Origin of the sequence: Modestobacter sp. VKM Ac-2986 (genome assembly GCF_026967795.1) — a bacterium.
Classification (GTDB): Bacteria; Actinomycetota; Actinomycetes; order Mycobacteriales; family Geodermatophilaceae; genus Modestobacter.
The window spans coordinates 427,236-450,919 of record NZ_JAPVBH010000001.1; the positions used below are offsets into that span (position 1 = coordinate 427,236).

The window sequence follows — 23,684 nt, forward strand, 5'->3', positions numbered from 1 at the left end:
GTGGCTGGTGAACGCTCCGTCGACGAGTCCTTCCTCGCGCTCCCGCTGTCCGCCCTCGCCGACGCGGCGCTGACCCGCGCGGTCGACCTGGGCTGCGAGCACGCCGACCTGCGGGTCGAGCGGATCCGCACCCAGACCGTGCGGCTGCGCGACGCCCGGCTGGAGGCGCTGGCCGACGGGGAGGACCTCGGGCTCGCCGTCCGGGTCGTGCACGAGGGCACCTGGGGCTTCGCCGCCGGCGTCGTCCTCACCGCGGCCGAGGCGGTGCGGCTGGCCGAGGAGGCCGTCGCCGTCGCCCGGGTGTCGGCGGCGATGAACACCGACCGCGTGGCGCTCGCCCCCGAGCCGGTGTACGCCGACGGGGAGTGGGTGTCGGCCTACGAGGTCGACCCGTTCGCCGTCCCGGACGCGGAGAAGACCGCGCTGCTGACCGAGCTGTCCGAGCAGCTGCTGGCCGCCGACGGCGTCGAGCACGTCAGCAGCAGCGTCATGCAGGTCAAGGAGCAGAAGTTCTACGCCGACACCGCCGGCACCCGCACCCGGCAGCAGCGCGTGCGGGTGCACCCGGAGTTCACCGCCTCGACCGTGGACCGGGCGACCGGCACCTTCGAGTCGATGCGCACGCTGGCCCCGCCGGTGGGCCGCGGCTGGGAGTTCCTCACCGGGGAGCACTGGGACTGGCGCGGTGAGCTGACCCAGCTCCCGGAGCTGCTGCGGGAGAAGGTCAAGGCGCCCTCGGTCGAGGCCGGCCGCTACGACGTCGTCGTCGACCCCTCCAACCTGTGGCTGACCATCCACGAGTCCATCGGGCACGCCACCGAGCTGGACCGGGCGCTGGGCTACGAGGCCGCCTACGCCGGCACGTCGTTCGCCACCGTCGACAAGCTGGGGAACCTGCAGTACGGCTCGCCGCTGATGAACGTCACCGGCGACCGCACCGCCGAGCACGGGCTCTCCACCGTCGGCTGGGACGACGAGGGCGTGGCCGGCCAGCAGTGGGACCTGATCCGCGACGGCGTGCTGGTCGGCTACCAGGTCGACCGCAACATGGCCCGGCTGCGCGGGATGGAGCGCTCCAACGGCTGCTCCTTCGCCGACTCCGCCGCCCACGTGCCGGTGCAGCGGATGGCCAACGTGTCCCTGCAGCCCGATCCGCAGGGCCCTTCGACCGAGGCGCTGATCGGTGGGGTCGAGCGCGGCATCTACGTGGTCGGCGACAACAGCTGGTCGATCGACATGCAGCGGTACAACTTCCAGTTCACCGCCCAGCGGTTCTACAAGATCGAGGGCGGGCAGCTCGCCGGCCAGCTCCGCGACGTCGCCTACCAGGCGACGACGACGGACTTCTGGGGTTCGATGACCGCGGTCGGTGGCCCGGAGACCTACGTGCTCGGCGGGGCGTTCAACTGCGGCAAGGCCCAGCCCGGGCAGGTCGCGCCGGTCAGCCACGGCTGCCCGAGCGCACTGTTCGAGAACACGACCATCCTCAACACGAAGCAGGAGGGTGGGCGATGAGCCAGCACCTCGGCCGGCGAGCGCCAGCGAGTCGGCGAGTGAGCATCGCAGCGAGCGCCGGCGAGCGAGGAGCGGAGCGATGAGCAACATCAGCCCGCAGAAGATCGTCGAGCAGGCGCTGGCGGCCTCGACCGTCGACGGCCAGGTCGTCTACGTCACCGACAGCTCCGAGGCCAACCTCCGCTGGGCGAGCAACAGCCTGACCACCAACGGCGCGATGCGCTCGCGCCAGGTCGTGGTGGTCTCCTTCGTCGACACCGGCTCCGGCACGGCGGTCGGCACGGTCGCCCGCACCGGGACGCCGGACGTCGCCGAGCTGGTGGCCGCCAGCGAGCAGGCCGCCCGCGACGCCGGCCCCGCCGAGGACGCCATGCCGCTGCTCACCGAGGCGCCGGCCGGGTCGGGGGACTGGGACGCCCCCGCGGCGACCACCTCGATCGACGTCTTCGCCGACTTCGCCCCCGCGCTGGGTGAGGCCTTCGGCGAGGCCCGTGACCGCGGCGAGCTGCTGTTCGGGTTCGCCGAGCACCAGCTGGCCAGCACCTGGCTGGGCACCTCGACCGGCCTGCGGCTGCGGCACGACCAGCCCACCGGCCGGGTCGAGCTCAACGGCAAGAGCGCCGACTTCTCCCGCTCGGTGTGGGCCGGGGTGGGCACGCGCGACTTCACCGACGTCTCGGTGGCCGACCTGGCCGCCGAGGTCGCGCAGAAGCTGGCCTGGTCGGCCAACCGCATCGACCTCCCCGCGGGCCGGTACGAGACGCTGCTGCCGCCGTCCACGGTCAGCGACCTGATGATCGTCGCCTACTGGGCGATGGAGGCCCGGGACGCCGACGAGGGCCGCAGCGTCTACGCCAAGGCCGGCGGCGGCAACCGGATCGGCGACCGGCTGGCCACGCTGCCGCTGACCCTGCGCAGCGACCCGCACGCCCCCGGGCTGGAGACCTCGCCGTTCCAGGTGGTCGGCGGCTCCTCGGGCAGCGCGTCGGTGTTCGACAACGGCATGGCCACCCCGGCCGTCGACTGGATCTCCGGCGGCGTGCTGACCAACCTGGTGCGCCCGCGCTCCTGGGCGGAGAAGCAGGGCGCCCCGGCCGTGGCGGCCCTGGACAACCTGGTCCTCGAGGACCCCACGGCCACCGCGACGACGGCGGAGATGATCGCCCGCACCGAGCGCGGCCTGCTGCTGACCACGCTCTGGTACATCCGCGAGGTCGACCCGCAGACCCTGCTGGTCACCGGCCTCACCCGCGACGGCGTGTTCCTGATCGAGGACGGCGAGGTCGTCGGGGCGGTGAACAACTTCCGGTTCAACGAGTCCCCGGTCGACCTGCTCTCCCGCGCCACCGAGGCCAGCGTCACGGAGCGGACCCTGCCCCGGGAGTGGAACGACTGGTTCACCCGCGCCGCGATGCCGATGCTGCGCATCCCGGACTTCAACATGAGCTCCGTCAGCCCCGCCAGCTGACGCCCCCTGTGAGGGGCGCCAGCTGACGCCCTTGAAGACGAAAGTGGCCACTTTCGCCCCCAGGGGCGGGGCCATGTTCGCGGACATGGCCCCCGGGTGGGTCAGTCGGCGGGGTGGACCTCGGTGGGGTCCGGGGTCCGGAACGGGGTGTCGGACCCACGGTCGGCAACGGGGGACTCCGCGCCGGTCTGCTCCGGGCGGTCGGGCTCCTCGCCGCCGATCCCGAAGCCCTCGGCGGGCGGCGGGGCGCCGTTGCCGGCGTCAGCGGCGGGGATGCCGTCGTCGGTGCTGGGCTGGACCGGGTCGAACGGTGCGCTCATGGACATGGCCAGCCCCTACCCCGGCCGGCCGCGGGACTCACGCACGGCCGACCGGGAGCGGGGTCAGGCGCCGGCGTGCTCGCCGAGGTCGCTGGCGGCGAGCTGGTCGTCGGCGGTGGGCACTGCTGCCGCCTTGACCGCCTGGTTGCGCCGGACGACGAGGGCGACGGCGGCCCCGCCCAGGGCGGTCAGCGCCGTCGTGGCCATCCACGGGCGGTTGAGCCGGTCGCCCAGGACCTCGTCCAGGGAGTACCGCCCCGGGCCGGCGATCGACAGCGCTGCGCCGGCCAGGCCCAGGAGGGCGGTGTACTCGAAGCCGCCCTCGGTGGCGAAGAACCCGCCGTCCTTGTGCACCGCGCCGGCGGCGATCATCGTCGAGGTGGCTGCGGCACCGGCCACCGGCGTGGCCAGACCGGCCGCGAGCAGCGCGCCGCCGGCGGCCTCGCCGAGCCCGGCGAGCACGGCACTGGTCTTCGCCGGCTGGAAGCCCATCGCGGTCATCGCGCCGGTGGTGCCGGCGATGCCGTGGCCACCGAACCAGCCGAACAGCTTCTGGGCGCCGTGGGCGAACAGCGTGCCGCCCAGGCCGACGCGCAGGGCCAGCAGGCCGACGTCCTGGCGCGTGGTCGTCTTCGTGCTCATGGGGTGCTCCTCGTCCGTGGGGTGGGGGCGCCAGCGGCCCGCGACAGTGGGGGCCCGGCCGGCGCGCTGCCCGGTCCCCCGACGGTAGGGCGCGATTGAGAGGTCAACCATCCGGCGTGGTCCGTCGCACGGCCCACGGGCGCCTGGGCTGCACGGACGTCCCGACACCGTGACCGATCGCACGCCGCTGCGCACTCGTCGGGGTCTGATCCGGGTCGTGGACGCCGATCAGTGCGCACTGGGGGACCTGGTGCGTCGCCGCCGGCCCGGTTAACCTCGGGGTGGGCCGTGACTGGCGCATCGCAGGTGGGATCGACCACCGGGGAGCGGCCCCGTCGACCTGACGTCTGCCGCGCGCCTGGGCTCCCGTTCGACCTGAGGAGCCCCCGTGACCAGCACCGTCACCCGCGAGACCGCCGCCTTCACCAGCGCCCTGGACGTCATCGCCCAGGTCGAGCCGGCCGTCGCCGCCGCCATCGGTCAGGAGCTCGCCGACCAGCGCTCCAGCCTCAAGCTGATCGCCAGCGAGAACTACGCCTCGCCCGCCGTCCTGCTCGCGATGGGCAACTGGTTCAGCGACAAGTACGCCGAGGGCACGCCCGGACGGCGGTTCTACGCCGCCTGCCAGAACGTCGACACCGTCGAGCGGCTGGCCGCCGACCACGCCCGCGCGCTGTTCGGCGCCGACCACGCCTATGTCCAGCCGCACTCGGGGATCGACGCCAACCTGGTCGCCTTCTGGTCGATCCTGGCCCACCGGGTGGAGACCCCGGCGCTGGCCGGGGCCGGGGTGAAGAACGTCGACGCGCTCAGCGAGGCCGACTGGGCCCAGCTGCGCCGGGCGCTGGGCGACCAGCGGATGCTCGGCATGAGCCTGGACGCCGGCGGCCACCTCACCCACGGCTTCCGGCCCAACATCTCCGGGAAGATGTTCGAGCAGTCCAGCTACGGCACCGACCCGGCGACCGGCCTCATCGACTACGCCGCGCTGCGCGAGCGGGCGCGGGAGTTCAAGCCGCTGATCCTGGTCGCCGGTTACTCGGCCTACCCGCGGCGGGTCGACTTCGCCGCGATGCGCGAGATCGCCGACGAGGTGGGCGCCACGCTGCTGGTCGACATGGCCCACTTCGCCGGGCTGGTCGCGGGCGGGGTGCTCACCGGCGACTTCGACCCGGTGCCGCACGCCGACGTCGTCACGACCACCACGCACAAGTCGCTGCGCGGACCGCGCGGCGGGATGGTGCTGTGCACCGAGGAGTACGCCCCCTCGGTCGACCGCGGCTGCCCGATGGTGCTGGGCGGCCCGCTGCCCAACGTCATGGCGGCCAAGGCCGTGGCGCTCGCGGAGGCGCGGCGTCCGGAGTTCGCCGACTACGCGCAGCAGATCGTGGCCAACGCCCGGGCGCTGGCCGACCAGCTGCTGCGGCGCGGCGCCCGGCTGGTCACCGGGGGCACCGACAACCACCTGGTGCTGGCCGACGTGGGCGCCTACGGGCTCACCGGTCGGCAGGCCGAGGCGGCGCTGCTGGACGCCGGCCTGGTCACCAACCGCAACTCGGTGCCGGCCGACCCGAACGGCCCCTGGTACACCTCCGGCATCCGGCTGGGCACCCCCGCGCTGACCACCCGCGGCCTGCGCGAGGCCGAGCTGGCCGAGGTCGGCGACCTGATGGTCGACGTCCTGAGCAACACCCGGGCCGAGGGCGACTCGAAGGTCAAGTACCGGCTCGACCCGGCCGTCGCCGAGCGGGTGCGCGCCCGCGCTGCCGAGCTGGTCGACGCCCACCCGCTCTACCCCGAGGTCGAGCTCGACCTGGCCTGACGCACCGACCGTGCGCCCAGCGGGGTCCTGACGACTCGCGGACCCCGCTGAGCGCACACTCGCGGACCCGGGCCTCGCCGTCGTGCGCTCGTGGCCGTCTCACCCCGCGGGAGGCGGCCATGAGCGCACATCCGCGACCCCGTGCGGACTCGGCCACGCGGCGGAAACCGGGGAGGGCCGTGGTGCGGCCTTCGTAACGGCATCTCGTTCCGGACGTCACCACGGCGACACGCGCGCCCAGCACCGTTCTCGCCATGACGACGAGGGCCCCGCGGCTGGTGCACGACGCGCACCGGCACCTCGGCGTGCTCCCCGCGTTCCCCTTCTACGGCGGCCCGCCGGTCAACCCCGACACCACCGCGCGCGCCACGATCGACGAGCTGATCGCCGACCTGGACGCCGAGGGCACCGAGCGTGCGCTGGTCATCCCCAACTACGGCGTCCCGGACCCGACGGCGTCCTTCGCGCTCAACGAGCTGGTCGTCGAGGCGGCCCAGCGCGACGACCGCATCGTGGCCGGGCTGTGGACCAGCCCCCGCCCGCAGGACGCCGTCGCCACCGAGAAGGCGCTCGCGCTCGCCGGTGAGGACGGCGTCGCCGCGCTCAAGCTGTCCTTCCTGCTCGGCGGCGGCGTCGACGACCCGGGCTGCCTCCCCCAGCTCGACGTGATCTTCGGCGCAGCACGGGATCACGGCCTGGTCGTGCACGTGCACACCAGCCCCGGTGCGGCCAGCGACCTGGACCAGGTCGGCAAGCTGGTCGACCGCTACGCCGACGACGTCGCCGTCCACCTGGTGCACATGGGCGGCGGGATGAGCGGCCACATCAAGCTCATCGGCTCCCTCTTCTTCGACTGGGTGGCCGCCGGCAAGCGCGTCTACACCGACACCAGCTGGGCCATCGGCTTCGCCCCGCGCTGGTTCGCCACCGAGATCGAGCGCCGCGGCGTCGGTGCCGACCGGGTGCTGTTCGCCTCCGACCAGCCCTGGGGCGACTTCGCCGGCGAGCACGCCCGCCTGCTCGCGGCCACCGGCGGCAGCGAGCTCACCGACCTGTTCTTCCGCCGCAACTTCGAGTCCCTGCACGGCTTCTGACACCCACCGGAGGATCACGATGACCACGACCCTGCCCGCCACCACCGGCACCCCGCTGATCAGCGACGCGGACCTCAAGGCCGCCCAGGACACCAGCAAGGGCGAGATCGCGCACCCCTCGCTGCCCAAGGGCAGCAACATCTACGGCTCGACCAAGATCTTCCCCGACTACCAGGCCGGCGAGGGCGAGTCCTACTTCACGCTCGTGCACGGCATCGCGCACGAGTCCTCGGTCGCCTTCGTGGCCTGCCTGCAGGCGCTGCGCGCACTCCGCAAGGGCTACGAGTCGGTCCTGTACTTCTACGGCCCCGGTGCCATGAACGCGATGGCCACCCGCGGCTTCCCGACGACCGGCGACTCCGGCTTCCCGGGCGAGCAGAACATCAACAACCAGATCGAGCGCTTCATCGAGGAGGGCGGCACGGTCTACGTCTGCCGCTTCGGGCTCAGCCTGCACGGCCTCCGCGAGGAGGACCTCATCGCCGGCACCATCCCCTGCCACCCCCTCGACGTGCAGGACGCGCTCATCCACTACGCCCGCAAGGGCGCCATCATCAACTCGACCTACAACCTCTGATCCCGCCGTCATGACCCAGACGCCGACGAGAGCGTCGACCCGGGTGGACGTCGCGATCCTCGGCGTCCGGGTCGACGCGCAGGTGACCCGCCGGGCGGGTGCGGGCCCCAGCGACGACGGGCACGTGCTGCTCGGCGGGCACGGCGCGGCACTGCCGCTCAACCCCGACTCCCCGTACTCGATCAGCGGCGGCCGGCTGCTGCTGGACGGCGCCGACCTCGGGCTCGAGGCCACGCCGATCGACCGGCCACGCTTCTACGACCTGACCACCGCCGACGGCGTGCCCTACGAGAAGCTCGCCCGCCTGCACGGGCGTGACGTGCTGGCCACCACCGTCGTGCAGACCTGCATCCGGTACGCCGAGGCCGACCGCTGCCGGTTCTGCGCCATCGAGGCCTCACTCGCCGCGGGCTCCACCACCGCGGTCAAGACCCCGGCCCAGCTGGCCGAGGTGGCCGAGGCCGCGGTCCGGCTCGACGGCGTCCGGCAGATGGTCATGACGACCGGGACGACGAACGGCCGGGACCGCGGCGCCCGGCACCTCGCCCGCTGCGTGCGGGCGATCACCGCGGCGGTGCCGGGGCTCCCGATCCAGGTGCAGTGCGAGCCACCCGCACCCGAGGACCTCGACGCGATCACCGAGCTCAAGGAGGCCGGCGCCACCGCGATCGGCATCCACGTCGAGTCGCTGGACGACGCCGTCCGGGCGCGCTGGATGCCGGGCAAGGCCAGCGTGCCGATGAGCCAGTACCGCGCGGCGTGGGCCGAGGCGGTGCGGGTGTTCGGCCGCAACCGGGTCTCGACCTACCTGCTGGTCGGGCTGGGGGAGGACCCCGACGAGCTGGTCGCCGGCGCCCTCGAGCTGGCCGAGGCCGGCGTCTACCCCTTCGTCGTCCCGTACCGCCCGCTGGCCGGCACCCTCGCCGTCGCCGACGGGGTCGGTGCCCCGGACCCCGCGGTGCTGCAGGACGTGACCGACCGGGTAGCCGCCGGCCTGCGTCGGCTGGACATGCGCGGCGCCGACCAGGGCGCCGGCTGCGCGGCCTGCGGCGCGTGCAGCGCGCTCCAGTCGGCCGGGGCCTGAGCGGCCGTGTTGGCGAACATGGCCGCCGGTGACGAGCGGGCGGCGCTGGAGCGCAGCGTGCTGCTCGTCGACTTCCGCCACGTCCCCGCCGGTCCGGCCTGGCAGGTCGAGGAGGCCGACGCCGCCGGGCTCGCCGCCCACCGGGCGCTCCGGCAGCGGGCCTTCGTCGAGGAGCAGGGCCTGTTCGCCGGCACCGACCGCGACGGCACGGACGACGACCCGCGCGCGGTCACCCTGGTTGCACGTGGAACAACCGGCGCGGTGCTGGGCGGCGTCCGGCTGGCCCCGGCCGATCCCGGTGCGCCCGACGTCGGCTGGTGGACAGGCTCCCGGCTGGTCGTCACCCCGGGTGCGCCGCACGGGCTGGGCGCCGCGCTGGTCACCGCCGCCTGCGCCCGGGCCGAGGCCGCCGGCGTGCTGCGCTTCGACGCGACCGTGCAGGACCGGTACGCAGTCCTGTTCACCCGGCTCGGCTGGCGGGCCACCGGCGCCGCCGACCTCGGCGGGCGGCCGCACACCACGATGACCTGGCCGATCGGGCGGATCGCCGCACTCGCCCGGGCGACCAAGTCCCCGCTCGGTGGGCTGCTCGGCGGCCTGCACCTGGGCGGCGCCGGGTTCGTCGGTGACGACGGCGCCCCGGTGCCCGGCACCGACGTGATCGCCGCGTGCGACGCGATCCTGCCCTCGATGGTCGAGCGCGACCCGGAGTGGGCCGGCTGGTGCGGGGTGCTGGTCAACGTCAACGACCTCTCCGCCATGGGTGCCGCCCCGCTCGGGCTGCTGGACGCGGTCGGTGCCCGGGACGCCTCCTTCGCCGCCCGGGTGCTCGCCGGCCTGCGCGACGCCAGCCGGGCCTGGGGCGTGCCGGTCCTCGGCGGGCACACCCAGCTCGGCGTCCCGGCGTCCCTCAGCGTCACCGCGCTCGGCCGGACGTCCCGGCCGGTGCCCGCCGGCGGTGGCCGCGCCGGGCACGAGGTGCGGCTGACCGCCGACCTCGGCGGGGGCTGGCGGCGCGGGCACACCGGCCGGCAGTGGGACTCCACCAGCAGCCGGTCGACCGCCGAGCTGCAGGCGATGGGCTCCTTCGTCGCCCGCACCGCCCCCGCCGCGGCCAAGGACGTCTCCATGGCCGGGCTGGTCGGCACCCTGGGCATGCTCGCCGAGGCCAGCGGCTGCGGTGCGGTGCTCGACGTCGCCGCCGTCCCGCGGCCGGCCGCGGCCAGCGCCGGCGACTGGGCCACCTGCTTCCCCGGCACCGCCTTCCTCACCACCGACGTCCCCGGCGCACCCGTCGCCGACGCCGGGCCTGCCACCACCGCCGTCTGCGGCGAGCTCGTCCCCGGCGCCGGCGTGCAGCTGCGCTGGCCCGACGGCTCGCTCACCACCGCCGTCCCCGGGCCGGTCACCGGCCTGGGCGCGGCCTGAGGACAGGAGCACCCATGCCCACCACCACGGTCGCCGCCGTCGCCGCCCCCTTCGGGCGCGACCTCGGTGAGGTCTTCGCCCGGATCGAACAGCTCGTCGCCGAGGCGCGCAGCCGCGGCGTGCAGCTGCTCGTGCTGCCCGAGGCCACCCTCGGCGGGTACCTCGCCGACCTCGGCGAGCACGGCGTCGCGCAGGTGCTCCCGCAGCACGCGCTGCCGCCCGCCCTGGACGTCGACGGCCCCGAGGTCGCCTGGCTGGCCCGGATCGCCGGGGACATGGTGGTCACCGCCGGGTTCTGCGAGGCCGACGGCGGCACCCGGTACAACACCGCGGTCGCGGTGACCGGTGACGGCGTCCTCGGGGTGCACCGCAAGGTCCACCAGCCGCTGGGGGAGGGCAACAGCTACACCGCCGGGAACGGCTTCCGCGCCTTCGACTCCCCGGTCGGCCGGATCGGCATGATGATCTGCTACGACAAGGCCTTCCCCGAGGCCGCCCGCACGCTGGCCATGGACGGCGCGGAGATCGTGGCCTGCATGTCGGCCTGGCCCGGCTCGCGCACCGCCGCCGCGACCGACCTGGCCGAGGACCGCTGGACCCGCCGCTTCGACCTCTTCGACCAGGCCCGGGCGCTGGAGAACCAGATCGTGTGGGTGTCGGCGAACCAGGCCGGCTCCTTCGGTGGGCTGCGGTTCGTCTGCAGCGCCAAGGTCGTCGGGCCCGGCGGGGACGTGCTGGCCACCACCGGCGTCGCACCCGGCATGGCGGTGGCCACCGTCGATGTCCGGGCCACCCTCGACGGGGCGCGGCGGTCGATGGGCCACCTGCGCGACCGCCGTCCCGACGCCTACGGCGCGCTGGTGGGGGCATGACGCTCACCGAGGTCCAGCCCATCCGCACCGGGCTGCCCGCCCGGGTACCGGTCGCCGTCGTCGGCGGTGGCCAGGCCGGGCTGTCGGTCAGCTGGCACCTGGTGCAGCGCGGGATCGAGCACGTCGTCCTGGAGCGGGAGACGATCGCCCACGAGTGGGCCGACGCCCGCTGGGACACCTTCTGCCTGGTCACGCCCAACTGGCAGTGCCAGCTGCCCGGCTGGCCCTACGCGGGCGACGACCCCGACGGCTTCATGCTGCGCGACGAGATCGTCGAGTACGTGCGCAGCTACGCCGCCTCCTTCGACCCGCCGGTGCACGAGGGCGTCGCCGTCACCCGGCTCGCCCCCGCCCCGGACGGCGGCTACCTGCTCACCACCAGCGCCGGGGACGTCACCGCTGACCAGGTCGTGCTGGCCGTCGGCGGCTACCACCTGCCGGTGCTGCCGCCCTGGGCCGCGCAGCTGCCCGAGCGGGTCACCCAGCTGCACTCGCAGGCCTACCGCAACCCCGGCCAGCTGCCCGACGGCGACGTCCTGGTCGTCGGCACCGGGCAGTCGGGCGCGCAGATCGCCGAGGACCTGCACCTGGCCGGCCGCCGGGTGCACCTGGCCGTGGGCAGCGCGCCGCGGATCGCCCGCCGGTACCGGGGCCGCGACATGGTCGGGTGGCTGCACGACATGGGCCACTACGACATGCCCGTCGAGCAGCACCGCGACGGCGAGGCCGCCCGGATGGGCACCAACCACTACGTCACCGGCCGGGACGGCGGCCGCGACATCGACCTCCGCCGGTTCGCCACCGAGGGCATGCAGCTCTACGGCACGCTCACCGGGCTCGACGGCGGGGTGCTGTCCTTCGCCCCGAACCTGACCCGGCACCTGGACGCCGCCGACCGTGTCGACGACAACGCCAAGAACCTGGTCGACGCGCACATCGAGCGCACCGGCACCGACGCCCCGACCGAGCCGCGGTACACCCCGGTCTGGGCGCCGGACGCCGACCCGACGTCGCTGGACGTGGCCGCGATCTCCTCGGTGGTGTGGGCGATCGGCTTCCGCGCCGACTGGAGCTGGGTGCGGGTGCCGGTGTTCGACGGCGCGGGCTACCCGACCCACGTCCGTGGCGTCACCTCCGCACCCGGGCTGTACGTCCTGGGCCTGCCCTGGCTGCACACCTGGGGCTCGGGCCGGTTCGCCGGCATCGCCCGGGACGCGGAGTTCGTCGCCGACCGGATCACCGACCTCACCGGCGCCCCGACCGGCCTGACCCGCTCGCTGGCCGTGGCAGCCGCCTCGTCGGCGGCCCGGATGGCGTGAGGGTCGCGGCGGTCGCGGCGCACTTCGGGCGGGACGTCGGGCAGTGCCTGACCAAGGTCGAGGCGATCCTGGCCGACGCCCGCGACCGGGGCGTGCAGCTGCTGGTCTTCCCCGACGCCACGATCGGCGGGTACCTCGGTGACCTGGGCCGCGGCGACGACACCGGACTACCCCCGGCCCTGGACGCCGCCGCGCCCGAGTTGGCCCGGGTCGCCGAGGCCGCCGGGGACGTCGTGGTCTGCCTGGGCTACCGCGAGTCCGCGGGCGGGCAGCACTTCAACAGCGCGGTGTGCGTGACCGGCGACGGCGTCCTGGGCCGGCACCGCAAGGTGCACCAGCCGGCCGGTGAGCTGCCCGCCTACGCACCGGGTGACGCGTTCACCGCCTTCGACACCCCGCTGGGCCGGATCGGCATGCTCATCGACTACGACAAGACCTTCCCCGAGGCCGCCCGCTCGCTCGCCGGTGACGGCGCCCAGCTGCTGGCCTGCCTCTCGGCGTGGCCGGCCAGCCTCACCAACCGCGCGCCCCGGCTGGTGCAGGACCGGCAGTCCCGGCTGTTCGACCTCTACGACTGCGCCCGCGCCGCGGAGAACCAGGTGGTCTGGGTGTCGGCCAACCAGACCGGGACGATGGGCCGGCTGCGCTTCCTCGGCCAGTCCAAGGTGGTCGGGCCCGGCGGCGACGTCCTGGCCCGCACCTGGGCCAAGGCCGGACTGGCGCTGGCCGACCTGGACGTCGCCGGTGAGGTCGGCCGCGCCCGCACCGTCCTGGACCACCTGCGGGAACGCCGGCCGGAGGCCTACGCATGAGGGTCGCGCTGCTGACCTACTCCACCCGGCCGCGCGGTGGGGTCGTGCACACGCTCGCGCTGGCCGAGGCGATGGCCCGCGCCGGGCACGACGTGAGCGTCTGGTCGCTGGGCCGCGGCGGTGACGCCGCCTTCTTCCGCCCCGTGAACCCCGCCGTCACCCTGCGACTGGTGCCGTTCCCCGACGTGCCGGGTGAGGACGTCGGCGCGCGCATCCTGCGGTCCATCCAGGTCCTGGGAGCCGCCTTCCTCGATGAGTCCTACGACGTCGTCCACGCGCAGGACTGCATCAGCGCCAACGCCGTCCCCGACTGCGTCCGCACGGTGCACCACCTGGACACCTTCACCACCCCGGAGCTCGCCGCCTGCCACGAGCGCGCCGTCGTCACCCCGCACGCGCTGGTCTGCGTCTCCGCCGCGGTCGCCGCCGAGGTGGCGACCGGCTGGGGCCGGGTGGCCACGGTGATCCCCAACGGCGTCGAGGCCGACCGGTTCACCGCCGCGGCCGGGCCCGCGGGGGAGGCGGGACGGCGCGTCTGGCGGGACCGGCTGGGGCACTACGTGCTGGCCGTCGGCGGCATCGAGCCGCGCAAGGGCACCCTGGACCTGGTCGAGGCGATGGCCCGGGTGCAGGCCGTGCGCCCGGAGCTGTCCCTGGTGGTCGCCGGCGGGGAGACGCTCTTCGACTACCGCGACTACCGCGCCCGGGTGTTCGAGCGCGCCGCGGAGCTGGGCGTGGCGCCCGTCGTCCTCGGGCCGGTCGACCACGGCGAGCTGCCGGCCCTGGTCGCCGCCGCCGACGTCTTCGCCTTCCCCTCGGTCAAGGAGGGTTTCGGCCTGGCCGCGATGGAGGCGCTGGCGGCCGGCGTCCCGGTGGTCACCCGCGACCTGCCGGTGCTGCGGGAGGTGTTCGGCACGGCGGCGACCTTCGCCGCCGACCCGGCCGGCCTCGCCGACGGCCTGCTGGCGGAAGTCGGCGAGCAGCGCCGGACGGCGGGTCGGGCCCTCGCCCAGGGCCACAGCTGGGACGCTGCTGCGGCGGCGCACCTGGAGCTCTACGCGTCGCTGTGACGGACGGGTCCGTTGTGACGAGCGTGACGACTGGGCCCAGAAAAACAGAGCAACCGCGTTTCATGCCCCCGTAGCGCGGACATGAAACACGGTTCCTGTCTACTTCCCCCCAGCACGCCGACGACGACCCCCTGCCACCACGGCAGGACGGCGAGGGGAGCCCGACATGACGAACCAGAAGCCTTCCATCTTCCAGCTGGGCAAGGTCCACGAGCACGGTGCGTCGGTGATCGTCTCCGGGTGGGGGCTGGGCATGTGCGCCTCGTCGTGCCGGTGCCACCGCAACCCCGAGGACGGCCAGCTCGCCCTCGCCGAGGACCAGGCCGGCGGCAGCCTCGGCCTGCACAGCTTCACGCCCACGGGCACCTGCGACTGCTGCGAGGCGTGGACCTCCGCCGAGCTCCAGGCGATCCTGCGCGACGTCGCGGCCCTCGACGCCCTCGACTCCTCCGAGCCCGCCGCCGGCTGACCTCCCCGACGTCCGTACGAGCCGCCCACCGGTCACCCGGTGGGCGGCTCGTCGTCGTCCCGGGCCCGGACCCCATCGGCCGGGACGGCGAGGGTCCCGGCGGTCAGGACGGCGGAGTGCCTTTGCGGCCGGGGCGGTGGGGGTAGGCCGTTGTCCATGTGGGCGAGAGCAGCGGTGCGGGGCGCGGTGGCCGGGCTGGTCGGCGTGGCGGCGATGACGACGGCGGAGAAGCTGGAACAGCAGGTGACGCACCGGCCCAACAGCTACGTGCCCGCCCGCACGCTCACCGCGCTGACCACCGGCGTCCGGTTGCCGGAGTCCGCGCGCCCGCTGGTGCGCAACCACCTCATGCACTGGGGCACCGGCGCGGCCGTGGGTGCCCTGCGCGGGGTCTGGTCGGCCGCCGGGCTGCGTGGCTGGCGGGCCAACGCCTGGCACACCTCGGTGCGCCTGGCCGTCGACCAGACGCTGGAGAACGCCACGGGTGTGGGGGCGCCGCCGTGGACGTGGTCCCGGCAGGACCAGGTCGTCGACGTGGCCGGCAAGGCCGTCTACTCGTTCGTGACCGGCGCCGTCGCCGACCGGCTCGTCGCCCCCGCCCGCCCCCGCTCCCGCCGCCGGCTGCTCGGTGACGCGTGGGGCAGGAGTGGCTCGCCGCGGGACCGGAGTGGCGCGCGGGGTCTGTGGGACTGAGGGTCCCTGCGGACCGATCGACCCCCGGCGCGGCGGGCCGACCGACTGCAGATGCCTCCCTACGTTCCGTTGCGACAAGCGCGTGGTGATGTCGCCCCTCCCGGGCGCGACGCGCGCAGACGGAGGCACCTGGTGCATCGAACGACTCGGCGGACGTGGACCCGCACCGCCGCGCTCACGCTGAGCGCCGGTGCCGCGGTCGTCCTGCTGACCCCCGCCGCCTCGGCCGCCCCCACGAGCCCGGCGCAGGCCCGCCAGGCCGTCACCGAGACCGGCAAGCAGCTCGAGGCGATCGGGGAGAAGGTCAACGAGGCCACCGACGCCGTCACGCAGCACCGGGCGGCCGCGGACGCCGCGGCCGTCGCCGTCGCCGCCGCGCAGGCCCAGCTCGACGCCCTGGAGCCGCAGCTCCGCTCCATCGCGCAGACCGGCTACGTGGGCACCACCCGCGGCAAGCTCGCCGCCTTCCTCACCAGCGGCTCGGCCGACGACCTCGTCGAGCAGATGAGCACGCTGGACAAGCTCGCCTCGCACGCCGACACCGTCGTCGCCCAGGCCGCGACCGCCCGGGCCGCCGCCGAGCAGGCCCAGCGCGACGCCGCCGCGGCCGCCGCTGCCGCTGCCCAGGCCGCGATCGACCTGGAGGCCCAGCAGGAGCAGCTGGAGGACGAGCTCGCCGGGTACGAGAGCGACTTCGCCCGGCTCACCGCGGCCGACCAGGTGCGCGTGCACACCGCGCTGGCCGGCCCGGCCGTCACCGCGGCGGACCCCGCCCCCGCGCCGACCGCGGCCGCCGGCGTCGCCGTGCAGACCGCGCTGGCCCAGCTCGGCGACATGTACGCCACGGGCGGCAGTGGTCCGGACACCTTCGACTGTTCCGGGCTCACCCAGTACGCCTACGCGGCCGCCGGCGTCGCCCTGCCCCACTCCAGCCGCGCGCAGTCCGGGATGGGCGTCGCGGTGTCGCGCGCCGAGCTGCAGCCCGGCGACCTGGTCTTCTTCTACTCGCCGATCAGCCACGTCGGCCTCTACATCGGCAACGGCCAGATGGTGCACGCCAGCGTCACCGGCAAGCCCGTCGCCGTGACCAGCGTCGACAAGGGCGGCTACGTGAGCGCCCGCCGCGTCACCGGCTGAACCGGCCCCGCTGCAGGGGCCCACCGCGAGCTTGCGAGTGGTGGGGGGCAGTGGGGTCCTTCCTCAGTGGAGGCGCCGGCCCTCGGCGAGCATCGTGACCAGGGCGGCGACCCGGTTGGCCCGGGTCTGCGGCGTGGCGGCGGTGTGCACCCGCCACAGCACCGCGTACCGGTTCGTGCCGTCCAGCGCGGCGAACGCCGCCTCCGCAGCGGGCTCGGCGGCCAGCGCCGCGGCCAGGTCGTCGGGGACGGTGATCGTCGCGGGTCCGGCGTAGGCGCGCTCCCAGCGGCCGTCGGCCTGGGCGGCCTCCACCGCCGCGAGCCCGGCCGGACGCATGCGCCCGTCGGCGACGAGCCGGGCGACCGTGGCCACGTTCTTCTGCGACCAGACGCTCCGCGGCCGGCGCGGGGTGTAGCGCACGGTGAACCAGACGTCGTCCACGCGGTTGCTGCGCCCGTCGATCCAGCCGTGGCACAGCGCCACCTCGACCGCCTCCGGCGCGGTGATCGACGGGATGCCCGAGGCCTTCCTCGCCATGAGCACGAACAGCCCGGGCGCCCGGTCGTGCTCGGCGTCCAGCCAGCTGTCGAACTCCGCGGGCGTGGCGAAGGCCCGGCGCTCGAACGCGTCCTCGGAGGCCATCCGGTCATCTTGCGCACCCGCCCGGACGGCGTCCAGCCCCCGGCTCGCGCTTTGCCGACGGGGGTGATCGGCTGTCGGACGGCGGGCGGTGCTCAGCAGGGGCGCCGCGACGACGGACGGGACGACGCGATGGCACGGGGACCGGGGCCGAGTGCGCTGTGGGTGGTGCGGCACGGCGAGAGCACGGGCAACCTGGCCGACGCGCAGGCGCACCGCAGCGGGGCGCAGCGGCTGACCCTCGACGTCCGCGACCCCGACGTCCCGCTGTCGCCGACGGGGGAGGAGCAGGCCGACGCGCTGGGCGCGTGGCTGGCCCGGCTGCCGGCGGACCAGCAGCCCACCACCGTGCTGAGCTCGCCGTTCGCCCGCGCCGCCGCCACCGCGCGGCGGGCGGTCGACGCCAGCGGGCTGGAGCTGACCATCCGCTACGACGAGCGGCTGCGGGAGCGCGACTTCGGCGCCTTCGACGGCATGACCCGCGACGGCATCCGGGCGCAGTTCCCCGAGGAGGCCCGCCGCCGCGACCTGCTGGGCAAGTTCTACTACCGGCCACCGGGTGGGGAGAGCTGGGCCGACGTCGCGCTGCGGATCCGCAGCCTGCTGGCCACCGAGGCGCTGCGGCACGACGGCGAGCGGCTGATGTGCGTCTCGCACCAGGCCGTGGTCATGGTCTTCCGCTACGTGCTCGAGGAGCTGAGCGAGCCGCAGCTGCTGGACGTCGACCGCACCGAGCAGGTCGCCAACACCTCGGTCACCCGCTACGAGTCCACCGACGGCGGGGCGTTCGCCCTGGCCGGCTTCAACGGCGTGGAGCACCTGCTCGACGCAGGCCCGGGCGACGGCGCCCCCGTGACCGAGGAGAACGATGTCCCGTCCCCAGCCTGAGACCACGCTGGTCACGCCCCCGGTGCTGCGCAGCTGGCAGCTGCCCGAACCGACCGGCGGCAAGGAGTCCCGCGGCTCCATCCTGGTCATCGGCGGAAGCACCGAGACCCTCGGCGCGGTGACGCTGGCCGCCGAGGCGGCGCTGCGGTCCGGGGCCGGGAAGCTGCAGGTCGTCGTCCCGTCGAAGGTCGCCCCGCACATCTCCATCGCGTTGCCCGAGGCGCTGGTGCGCGGCGTCCCCTCGACCGAGGAGGGCGCCATCCGCGGCGACTCCGCCGAACTGGTGCTGGACCTGGCCCGGTCGGCGTCCGCGGTGCTCGTCGGGCCCGGCATGGCCGACGAGCCGCAGACCCGCGAGTTCGTCGAGCGGCTGCTGCCCGAGCTGGACTGCCCGGTCGTCCTCGACGCGCTCGGGCTCGCCGCCGTCACCGCCGACCCCCGCTGCCTGCACCGGCTGGCGGGCCGCGTCGTCCTCACCCCGAACCCGACCGAGCTGGCCATCGCGCTGCACACCGACGCCGACGAGATCGACGAGGACCCGGCCGGCGCGGCCCGCCGGCTCGCCGAGCAGGCCCACGCCGTGGTGGGCCTCGGCGGGGCGACCAGCTGGGTCGCCGACCCCGACGGCCGGCTGTGGCAGGACCAGAGCGGAGGCGCCGGGCTCGGCGTCTCCGGGTCCGGTGACGTGCGCGCCGGCGTCACCGCGGGTCTGCTCGCCCGCGGGGCCGAGCCGGCGCAGGCCGCCGTCTGGGCGTCCTACCTGCACGGTCGGGCGGGGGAGCGGCTGGCGGCCTCGGTCGGGCGGCTGGGCTTCCTGGCCCGTGAGCTGCCGCCGCAGATCCCGCACATCATCGCCGAGATCTCACTCTGACCCCTCCCGCGCACGCCCCTCCGGGGGCGGTGGCTCCGGCAGACCGTCGTGGTGCGCAGGCGGGGCGCGGCCCGGTCGGGCACGCTGACCCGGTGAGCGATGCGGAACTGCGCCGGCTGGTCGACTGGACGGCGGAGGACCCGCCGCCGGAGGCCCGGGTCGGCCGTGTGCTGGGCGGGGTGTTCCACGCCGTCTCCGCGGTCATGACCCTCGGCGCCGACGCCGCGCTCGGTGCCCGGCCCGCGAGCTGGGCGGTGCCCTCCGACCCGGCCGACTACCTGGGCCTCGGCGTCCTGGAGCTGCGCTGGCCGGACTCCGCGCCGGCCGAGCCGGTGGAGGCCACCCGGCAGGCGGTCTGGGTCGCAGGCCCCGGGCGTCCCGCCCGCCGGTTGCCGGTCGACACCTGGCGGGTGGTGCGTGCGGTGCCCGGCACCGGGTCGCGGCGACCGCGGCAGTCGACGTCGCCCTGGCGGCTGGAGCTGACCGACGGGTCGGTCACCGGGTCGCTGACCGGTGCCTGGTTGGCGTTGGCCTGGATCGGGCACCTGGCGGGCTGGCCGGAACCGGTGCCCAGCAGCTGACCCCGGTCCGTCGTGGGTGACCATGGCACCCACGACGGCGGGAGGGGCCGGCATGCGCAGCACCGACGACGGCTCGTTCGCGGCGTTCGTGGCCGACCAGGCCCCGGCGCTGCTGCGGACGGCGGTCCTGCTGACCGGGGACCCGACCGAGGCCGTCGAGCTCGCGTCGGCCGCGCTGGGCGCCGTCCACCGCCGGTGGGGTGAGCTGTCCACCACCGACCGGCCTGCGGCCGCGCGCGCCGCACTGCTGGCCGAGCACCCCCGCTGGCACCGGCGCACCCAGCTGCGGGAGGCGGTGGCGGCCACGCCGTTGCTGCGTGGCCTGTCCCTGGCGCCGGTCCCCGCCCCGCCGGTGCGGGGTGCGCTGACCACGGCCCTCGGCCGGCTGCCCGCGCAGCAGCGTGCGGTGCTCGTCCTGCGCCTGGGCGAGGGCCGCTCGGTGCAGCAGACGGCAGCCGAACTGGGCGTCCCGGAGGAGACCGTCGCCCCTGACACCCTGCGCGCGCTGGACCGGGTCGAGGAGCTGCTGCCGCCCGACGACCGGCCGTCCGCGGGGGTGGAGGCGGCGCTGCGCACGCACCTGGCCGGGCGGGACGTGGCGGTGCCCGAGGGCTTCCTGGCCGGCGTCCTGGACGGCGTCAGCACCCAGCGCCGGCACTGGGCGGGGCTGGCCGCCGTCGCCGCGTTCTTCCTGCTGGTCGTCGTCCTGGTCCTGCTGACCGCGTGAACGACGACGGCCCGGCCCCCTGGGGGAGCCGGGCCGTCGCAGCGGGTCGACCTAGTTGCGGGTCGAGGCCACCAGCGGGCAGGTGAACGGGTCGCGCTCGGCGATGCCGACCCGGTTCAGGTACCGCACGACGGCGCGGTACGAGCCGACCAGCGAGGTCTCGGTGTAGCTGATCCCGTGCTTGGCGCAGTGCGCACGCACCAGCGGCTGGGCCTTCTTCAGGTTCGGCCGCGGCATGCTCGGGAAGAGGTGGTGCTCGATCTGGTAGTTCAGGCCGCCCATCATGAAGTCGGTGACCCGGCCGCCGCGGATGTTGCGGGACATGAGCACCTGACGCCGCAGGAAGTCGACCTTGGCGTTCTTCGGCACGATCGGCATGCCCTTGTGGTTGGGCGCGAACGACCCGCCCATCAGCAGACCGAACACGGCCTGCTGGACGACGATGAACGCCACGCCCAGCAGCGGCGGCATGATCAGGAAGACCACGACCACGTAGGCGATGAGCCGGACGGCGATGATCGACAGCTCGAGCCGGCGCCGCGGCATCGACTTCTCCCGGAACAGCGTCGCGATGCTGTTGGCGTGCAGCGCGGTGCCCTCGAAGCCCAGCAGCGGGAAGAACGCCCAGCCCTGGTGCCGCGTGAACCAGCCGCGCAGCCCGGTCGTCCGCTCGGCGGCGTCGTCGGGGGTGAAGGCCAGCACCTCGGAGACGATGTCCGGGTCCTTGCCCATCTGGTTGGGCGCGTTGTGGTGCCGGTTGTGCTTCTGCATCCACCAGCCGTAGCCGATGCCGGTGATCCCGCAGGAGAGCACCCGGGCCGACCACTCGTTCACCGCGTGCGACCCGAACGCCTGCCGGTGGGCGGTGTCGTGGCCGAAGAAGGCGAACTGGGTGAGCACCAGCGACAGGGCCACGGCCATGCCCAGCTGCCACCAGGAGTCGCCGAGGGCGACGATGCCGACCCAGACGGCGGAGAACGCCAGCGCGGTCAGCGCGATCATGACCACGTACCACCGGCTCCGGCGGTCGAGCAGCCCGGCGTCCTTCACCTGCTGCGAGAGCTCGGCGTAGACGCTCACCTGACGGTCACGGGTGCGCTCGGGGCGGGGCTCCCGGGCGGGGGGAGGCGTGGAGCCCTCCAGAGTCGTTGCGGTCATCTGGTCTCTCTGCTGGGTCCCGGGCTGCTCCGGGCTGGTGCCGACTACCGGCGACGACGGGGGACCGCGCTACGTCTGGATGGAGCACCGCGTGCGGTCGACGGTATGCGACGCCCCCGACGTCTGCCACGCGGCGTCCGACCGCCGGGGTGAGTGCACGAGGCAACCGGCCGGTCGCCTGTCGGTGCGTCAGCCGGCCAGCGTGGCCGAGCTGCCGGCCAGCGTGGCTGAACTGCCCGCCAGCGTGGAGATGGCGGCCCGGACCTCCTCGACCGTGAGCGCCATGGTCGCGTCGCCGATCGACAGCTCGACCCGCTGCACGGCCGGGTCGGCGGTGGGCATCGCCCGCTCCCACGTCCACAGCCCCTGCTCGGCCAGGCTGCGGGCGGCGGCGGTGAACCCCTCGGGCGTGGTGCGCAGCAGCAGGTGCAGCATCGGCGTCTGCGGCGGGTCGGGCACGACGGCGACGCCGGGCAGGTCGCGCACCGCGGCGGCGACCTCGCGGGCCCGCTCCAGGTAGCCGGGGAACAGCGGCAGCCGGCGGCGCAGGCAGGTCAGCGCCGAGGCCGCGCCGGGCCACATGCCGAACAGCGTGCCGCCCATCCGGCTGCGCCACTCGCGCACCTCGGCGACGACGTCGGCCGGCCCGGCCAGGGCGCACCCGGCCAGCGCGCCGATGCCCTTGTAGAAGCTGACGTAGGTGGTGTCGAACAGCGCCGCGACCTCGGCCGGCGGGCGGCCGTACCCGGCGGCGGCCTCCCAGAGGCGGGCGCCGTCCAGGTGCACCGCGGCACCGCGCCCGCGGGCCCAGCCGGTCTGCGCGACCAGGTCGTCCCAGGCGGGCAGCTGCCCGCCCAGGTCGCGCTGCGGCAGCTCGAGCAGCAGCGCGGCGGGCGGCTCGGCCACGGCCTCCAGGTCGGCGAGGGCGAGCAGCCGGTCGCGGTGCCCGGCCGGGCGGCCCAGCAGCCCGTGCAGCCGCTCCAGCGCCTGCCCCTCGTGCACCTCGAGGTGGCACTGCGGGTGGAAGACGACGGTCTGCCGCGCGCGCCGCCCGGCGTGCACCCGCAGCACGGCCTGCTGGGCCATCGTGCCGCTGGGCAGGTACACCGCGGCGTCCTGGCCGAGCAGCCCGGCGACCTCGGCCTCCAGCTCGGCCACCACCCCGCCTGCGCCGTACCGGTCGACCGCGGTGTCGGCGGGCACGGTGGCCAGCAGGTCGGCGGCGGTCTGCGGCCCGTGCCCGGCCAGTGCGCGGTCGCAGGACTGCCGGAGAGCGGTGAGGTCGTCCACGGCGTCAGTCTGCCGGGGGGGCGTCCCGGGCGGCCTGCAGCCCGGCGAGCAGCCCGAGCGGCAGTCCGGCACGGGCCGGCGGGGGCAGGGCCGCGGTGAACTCGGCGTCGAGGGCGGCGACGACGTCCCGGCCGGTGGACAGCAGCTGCCGCCCGCGGTCGGTGACCTCCAGCAGGGCGGCCCGGCCGCGGCCGCCGCCGGGCTCGGCGACGGCGCCCAGCGCGGTCAGCGCGGCGACCGTGGCGTGCATGCTCTGCACGGTGACCCGGGCCCGGCGCGCCAGGTCGGTGTAGGAAAGCCCCGGTGTGCCGGCCAGGTGACCGAGGGCACCCAGGTGGCGCAGCGTGAGCCCGTGGGCCCGCAGCGCGGTGTTGAGCCGGGCCTCCCATGCGCGCCCGGCCAGGATGGTGAGCATCACCGGGCTGTCCGAGGGCGGGGCGGGCGGCTGCTCGGTCATCGGCCAGGGACAGTAGCCCTCAGTCCCCCGGTGCGGTGCTCGCCGCCGCCGTCCGGCGCAACGCCAGCAGCCCGCCGATGCCGGGCACCAGGGTGAGCAGCCGGGTGTGCCGGGGCAGCGGCAGCAGGGAGGCCGTGGCGATCGTGGCCAGGTAGGCCGAGCCGTGCACCGGCCCCATCAGCGACGCCACCGCCGCGGCGTGCGCCGTCGCGAGGTTCACCAGCAGCACGACCAGCGAGACGGTCTCGACCCAGGAGGCCAGCCGGAGCCAGCGCAGGTCCACGCTCACACCCCCGTCGTCGAGCCGGGGCGCACGATCATCAGCACGACGACCGTGGCCCACAGCAGGTTGAACACCCCGGCGCCCATCGCGAGCGCGCGCACGTCGGTGTCCCCGCTCCCGGCGTCCAGGGCCGCGCGCACCGACGCCTGCCGGGGGAGCACCACCAGTGCCAGCAGCAGGCCGGCGGCCGCGGTGAGCAGCATCGACACCACCAGCCACGACTGGCCGAGCACGTCCAGGGCCAGCGCGGTGGCGATGCCGAACACCGGCACCGCGAGGGCCAGGACGGCGTAGACGCGGGTGATCCGGTGCAGCAGGTGCACCGCGGGCAGGGCGCCGGGCGCACCGGCGCCGGCGGCCTCGCGGGCGTAGCGCGGGAACAGGCTCACGGCCACGGTCACCGGCCCGACGAAGACGATCGCGGCGATCACGTGGACGCTCAGCAGCAGTGCGGTCATGGCCCCTCCA

At 75.2% G+C, this 23,684-nt stretch carries 26 protein-coding genes and 1 riboswitch; of the genes, 18 read left to right on the forward strand and 8 right to left on the reverse strand.

All coding sequences use genetic code 11. From position 1 onward, the window contains the following. Both O2W14_RS02005 and O2W14_RS02010 read left to right on the forward strand, forming a co-directional pair. Entirely contained in the window at window positions 1-1,515 is a 1,515-nt protein-coding gene (locus O2W14_RS02005; RefSeq protein ID WP_269174416.1) for a TldD/PmbA family protein, read from the forward strand. Between the two features lie 79 nt (window positions 1,516-1,594). Continuing rightward, the gene (locus O2W14_RS02010; RefSeq protein WP_269174417.1) at window positions 1,595-2,983 is read left to right on the forward strand and encodes a metallopeptidase TldD-related protein; all 1,389 of its coding nucleotides are present in this window, start codon (window positions 1,595-1,597) and stop codon (window positions 2,981-2,983) included. A gap of 101 nt (window positions 2,984-3,084) precedes the next feature. On the opposite strand, the gene O2W14_RS02015 is transcribed toward O2W14_RS02010, so the two are convergent. Together O2W14_RS02015 and O2W14_RS02020 are read right to left on the reverse strand one after the other, a co-directional pair. Next, a complete protein-coding gene (locus O2W14_RS02015; RefSeq protein WP_269174418.1) occupies window positions 3,085-3,303 on the reverse strand; it encodes a hypothetical protein in 219 nt (72 codons plus the stop codon). A gap of 63 nt (window positions 3,304-3,366) precedes the next feature. Beyond that, entirely contained in the window at window positions 3,367-3,945 is a 579-nt protein-coding gene (locus tag O2W14_RS02020; protein WP_269174419.1) for a DoxX family protein, read from the reverse strand. 278 nt (window positions 3,946-4,223) lie between these two features. Beyond that, a riboswitch (ZMP/ZTP riboswitch) is annotated at window positions 4,224-4,316 on the forward strand. A gap of 17 nt (window positions 4,317-4,333) precedes the next feature. Between O2W14_RS02020 and O2W14_RS02025 the strand changes: the two genes are divergently transcribed. From O2W14_RS02025 to O2W14_RS02080, 12 genes are all read left to right on the forward strand, one after another. Continuing rightward, window positions 4,334-5,767 (forward strand): glycine hydroxymethyltransferase, encoded by a 1,434-nt coding sequence (locus tag O2W14_RS02025; RefSeq protein WP_269174420.1) that lies wholly within the window; start codon window positions 4,334-4,336, stop codon window positions 5,765-5,767. A 254-nt stretch (window positions 5,768-6,021) separates the two neighbouring features. Beyond that, on the forward strand, window positions 6,022-6,861 hold the full coding sequence (locus O2W14_RS02030) for an amidohydrolase family protein (RefSeq protein WP_269174421.1): 840 nt from the start codon (window positions 6,022-6,024) through the stop codon (window positions 6,859-6,861). 19 nt (window positions 6,862-6,880) lie between these two features. Further along, the gene (locus O2W14_RS02035) at window positions 6,881-7,438 is read left to right on the forward strand and encodes an MSMEG_0572/Sll0783 family nitrogen starvation response protein (RefSeq protein WP_237496471.1); all 558 of its coding nucleotides are present in this window, start codon (window positions 6,881-6,883) and stop codon (window positions 7,436-7,438) included. Between the two features lie 43 nt (window positions 7,439-7,481). Then, window positions 7,482-8,522: an MSMEG_0568 family radical SAM protein gene (locus O2W14_RS02040; protein ID WP_269174422.1), complete on the forward strand. Its 1,041-nt coding sequence runs from the start codon at window positions 7,482-7,484 to the stop codon at window positions 8,520-8,522. Between the two features lie 18 nt (window positions 8,523-8,540). Continuing rightward, window positions 8,541-9,950: an MSMEG_0567/sll0787 family protein gene (locus tag O2W14_RS02045; protein WP_269174423.1), complete on the forward strand. Its 1,410-nt coding sequence runs from the start codon at window positions 8,541-8,543 to the stop codon at window positions 9,948-9,950. A 14-nt stretch (window positions 9,951-9,964) separates the two neighbouring features. Then, window positions 9,965-10,822, forward strand: a complete 858-nt coding sequence (locus O2W14_RS02050; RefSeq protein ID WP_269174424.1) for a carbon-nitrogen hydrolase family protein — start codon at window positions 9,965-9,967, stop codon at window positions 10,820-10,822. Continuing rightward, the gene (locus tag O2W14_RS02055; RefSeq protein ID WP_269174425.1) at window positions 10,819-12,141 is read left to right on the forward strand and encodes an MSMEG_0569 family flavin-dependent oxidoreductase; all 1,323 of its coding nucleotides are present in this window, start codon (window positions 10,819-10,821) and stop codon (window positions 12,139-12,141) included. Before O2W14_RS02050 ends, O2W14_RS02055 begins: the two co-directional genes overlap by 4 nt. Then, window positions 12,138-12,953, forward strand: coding sequence for a carbon-nitrogen hydrolase family protein (locus O2W14_RS02060; protein WP_269174426.1), 816 nt, complete (start codon window positions 12,138-12,140; stop codon window positions 12,951-12,953). The genes O2W14_RS02055 and O2W14_RS02060 overlap by 4 nt, the downstream gene beginning before the upstream one ends. Next, entirely contained in the window at window positions 12,950-14,023 is a 1,074-nt protein-coding gene (locus tag O2W14_RS02065) for an MSMEG_0565 family glycosyltransferase (protein ID WP_269174427.1), read from the forward strand. The genes O2W14_RS02060 and O2W14_RS02065 overlap by 4 nt, the downstream gene beginning before the upstream one ends. Before the next feature lie 166 nt (window positions 14,024-14,189). Further along, window positions 14,190-14,492 (forward strand): hypothetical protein, encoded by a 303-nt coding sequence (locus O2W14_RS02070; RefSeq protein WP_269174428.1) that lies wholly within the window; start codon window positions 14,190-14,192, stop codon window positions 14,490-14,492. 156 nt (window positions 14,493-14,648) lie between these two features. Continuing rightward, window positions 14,649-15,185 (forward strand): hypothetical protein, encoded by a 537-nt coding sequence (locus tag O2W14_RS02075; RefSeq protein ID WP_269174429.1) that lies wholly within the window; start codon window positions 14,649-14,651, stop codon window positions 15,183-15,185. A 132-nt stretch (window positions 15,186-15,317) separates the two neighbouring features. Beyond that, window positions 15,318-16,322 (forward strand): C40 family peptidase, encoded by a 1,005-nt coding sequence (locus O2W14_RS02080; RefSeq protein WP_269174430.1) that lies wholly within the window; start codon window positions 15,318-15,320, stop codon window positions 16,320-16,322. A gap of 63 nt (window positions 16,323-16,385) precedes the next feature. Here the strand turns inward: O2W14_RS02080 and O2W14_RS02085 are convergent, their stop codons facing one another. Next, window positions 16,386-16,964: a YdeI/OmpD-associated family protein gene (locus tag O2W14_RS02085; RefSeq protein ID WP_269174431.1), complete on the reverse strand. Its 579-nt coding sequence runs from the start codon at window positions 16,962-16,964 to the stop codon at window positions 16,386-16,388. 129 nt (window positions 16,965-17,093) lie between these two features. Between O2W14_RS02085 and O2W14_RS02090 the strand changes: the two genes are divergently transcribed. The 4 genes from O2W14_RS02090 to O2W14_RS02105 all read left to right on the forward strand — a co-directional run bounded on the left by O2W14_RS02090 (window position 17,094) and on the right by O2W14_RS02105 (window position 20,028). Further along, the gene (locus O2W14_RS02090; RefSeq protein ID WP_269174432.1) at window positions 17,094-17,849 is read left to right on the forward strand and encodes a histidine phosphatase family protein; all 756 of its coding nucleotides are present in this window, start codon (window positions 17,094-17,096) and stop codon (window positions 17,847-17,849) included. Beyond that, the gene (locus tag O2W14_RS02095; protein WP_269174433.1) at window positions 17,830-18,720 is read left to right on the forward strand and encodes an NAD(P)H-hydrate dehydratase; all 891 of its coding nucleotides are present in this window, start codon (window positions 17,830-17,832) and stop codon (window positions 18,718-18,720) included. The genes O2W14_RS02090 and O2W14_RS02095 overlap by 20 nt, the downstream gene beginning before the upstream one ends. A gap of 92 nt (window positions 18,721-18,812) precedes the next feature. Continuing rightward, window positions 18,813-19,301, forward strand: coding sequence for a hypothetical protein (locus O2W14_RS02100; protein ID WP_269174434.1), 489 nt, complete (start codon window positions 18,813-18,815; stop codon window positions 19,299-19,301). A 52-nt stretch (window positions 19,302-19,353) separates the two neighbouring features. Continuing rightward, window positions 19,354-20,028: a sigma factor-like helix-turn-helix DNA-binding protein gene (locus O2W14_RS02105; protein ID WP_269174435.1), complete on the forward strand. Its 675-nt coding sequence runs from the start codon at window positions 19,354-19,356 to the stop codon at window positions 20,026-20,028. Between the two features lie 51 nt (window positions 20,029-20,079). Here the strand turns inward: O2W14_RS02105 and O2W14_RS02110 are convergent, their stop codons facing one another. The 5 genes from O2W14_RS02110 to O2W14_RS02130 all read right to left on the reverse strand — a co-directional run bounded on the left by O2W14_RS02110 (window position 20,080) and on the right by O2W14_RS02130 (window position 23,674). Further along, window positions 20,080-21,186 carry a fatty acid desaturase family protein gene (locus tag O2W14_RS02110; RefSeq protein WP_269174436.1) on the reverse strand — a complete coding sequence of 369 codons (1,107 nt, stop codon included), beginning with the start codon at window positions 21,184-21,186 and terminating at the stop codon, window positions 20,080-20,082. A 189-nt stretch (window positions 21,187-21,375) separates the two neighbouring features. Beyond that, window positions 21,376-22,476, reverse strand: a complete 1,101-nt coding sequence (locus tag O2W14_RS02115) for a threonine aldolase family protein (RefSeq protein ID WP_269174437.1) — start codon at window positions 22,474-22,476, stop codon at window positions 21,376-21,378. A gap of 4 nt (window positions 22,477-22,480) precedes the next feature. Continuing rightward, window positions 22,481-22,933, reverse strand: coding sequence for a MarR family winged helix-turn-helix transcriptional regulator (locus tag O2W14_RS02120; RefSeq protein WP_269174438.1), 453 nt, complete (start codon window positions 22,931-22,933; stop codon window positions 22,481-22,483). A gap of 19 nt (window positions 22,934-22,952) precedes the next feature. After that, window positions 22,953-23,216 carry a DUF3817 domain-containing protein gene (locus tag O2W14_RS02125; protein WP_269174439.1) on the reverse strand — a complete coding sequence of 88 codons (264 nt, stop codon included), beginning with the start codon at window positions 23,214-23,216 and terminating at the stop codon, window positions 22,953-22,955. A gap of 2 nt (window positions 23,217-23,218) precedes the next feature. After that, window positions 23,219-23,674: a hypothetical protein gene (locus O2W14_RS02130; RefSeq protein ID WP_269174440.1), complete on the reverse strand. Its 456-nt coding sequence runs from the start codon at window positions 23,672-23,674 to the stop codon at window positions 23,219-23,221. Between the last annotated feature and the right edge of the window lie 10 nt (window positions 23,675-23,684).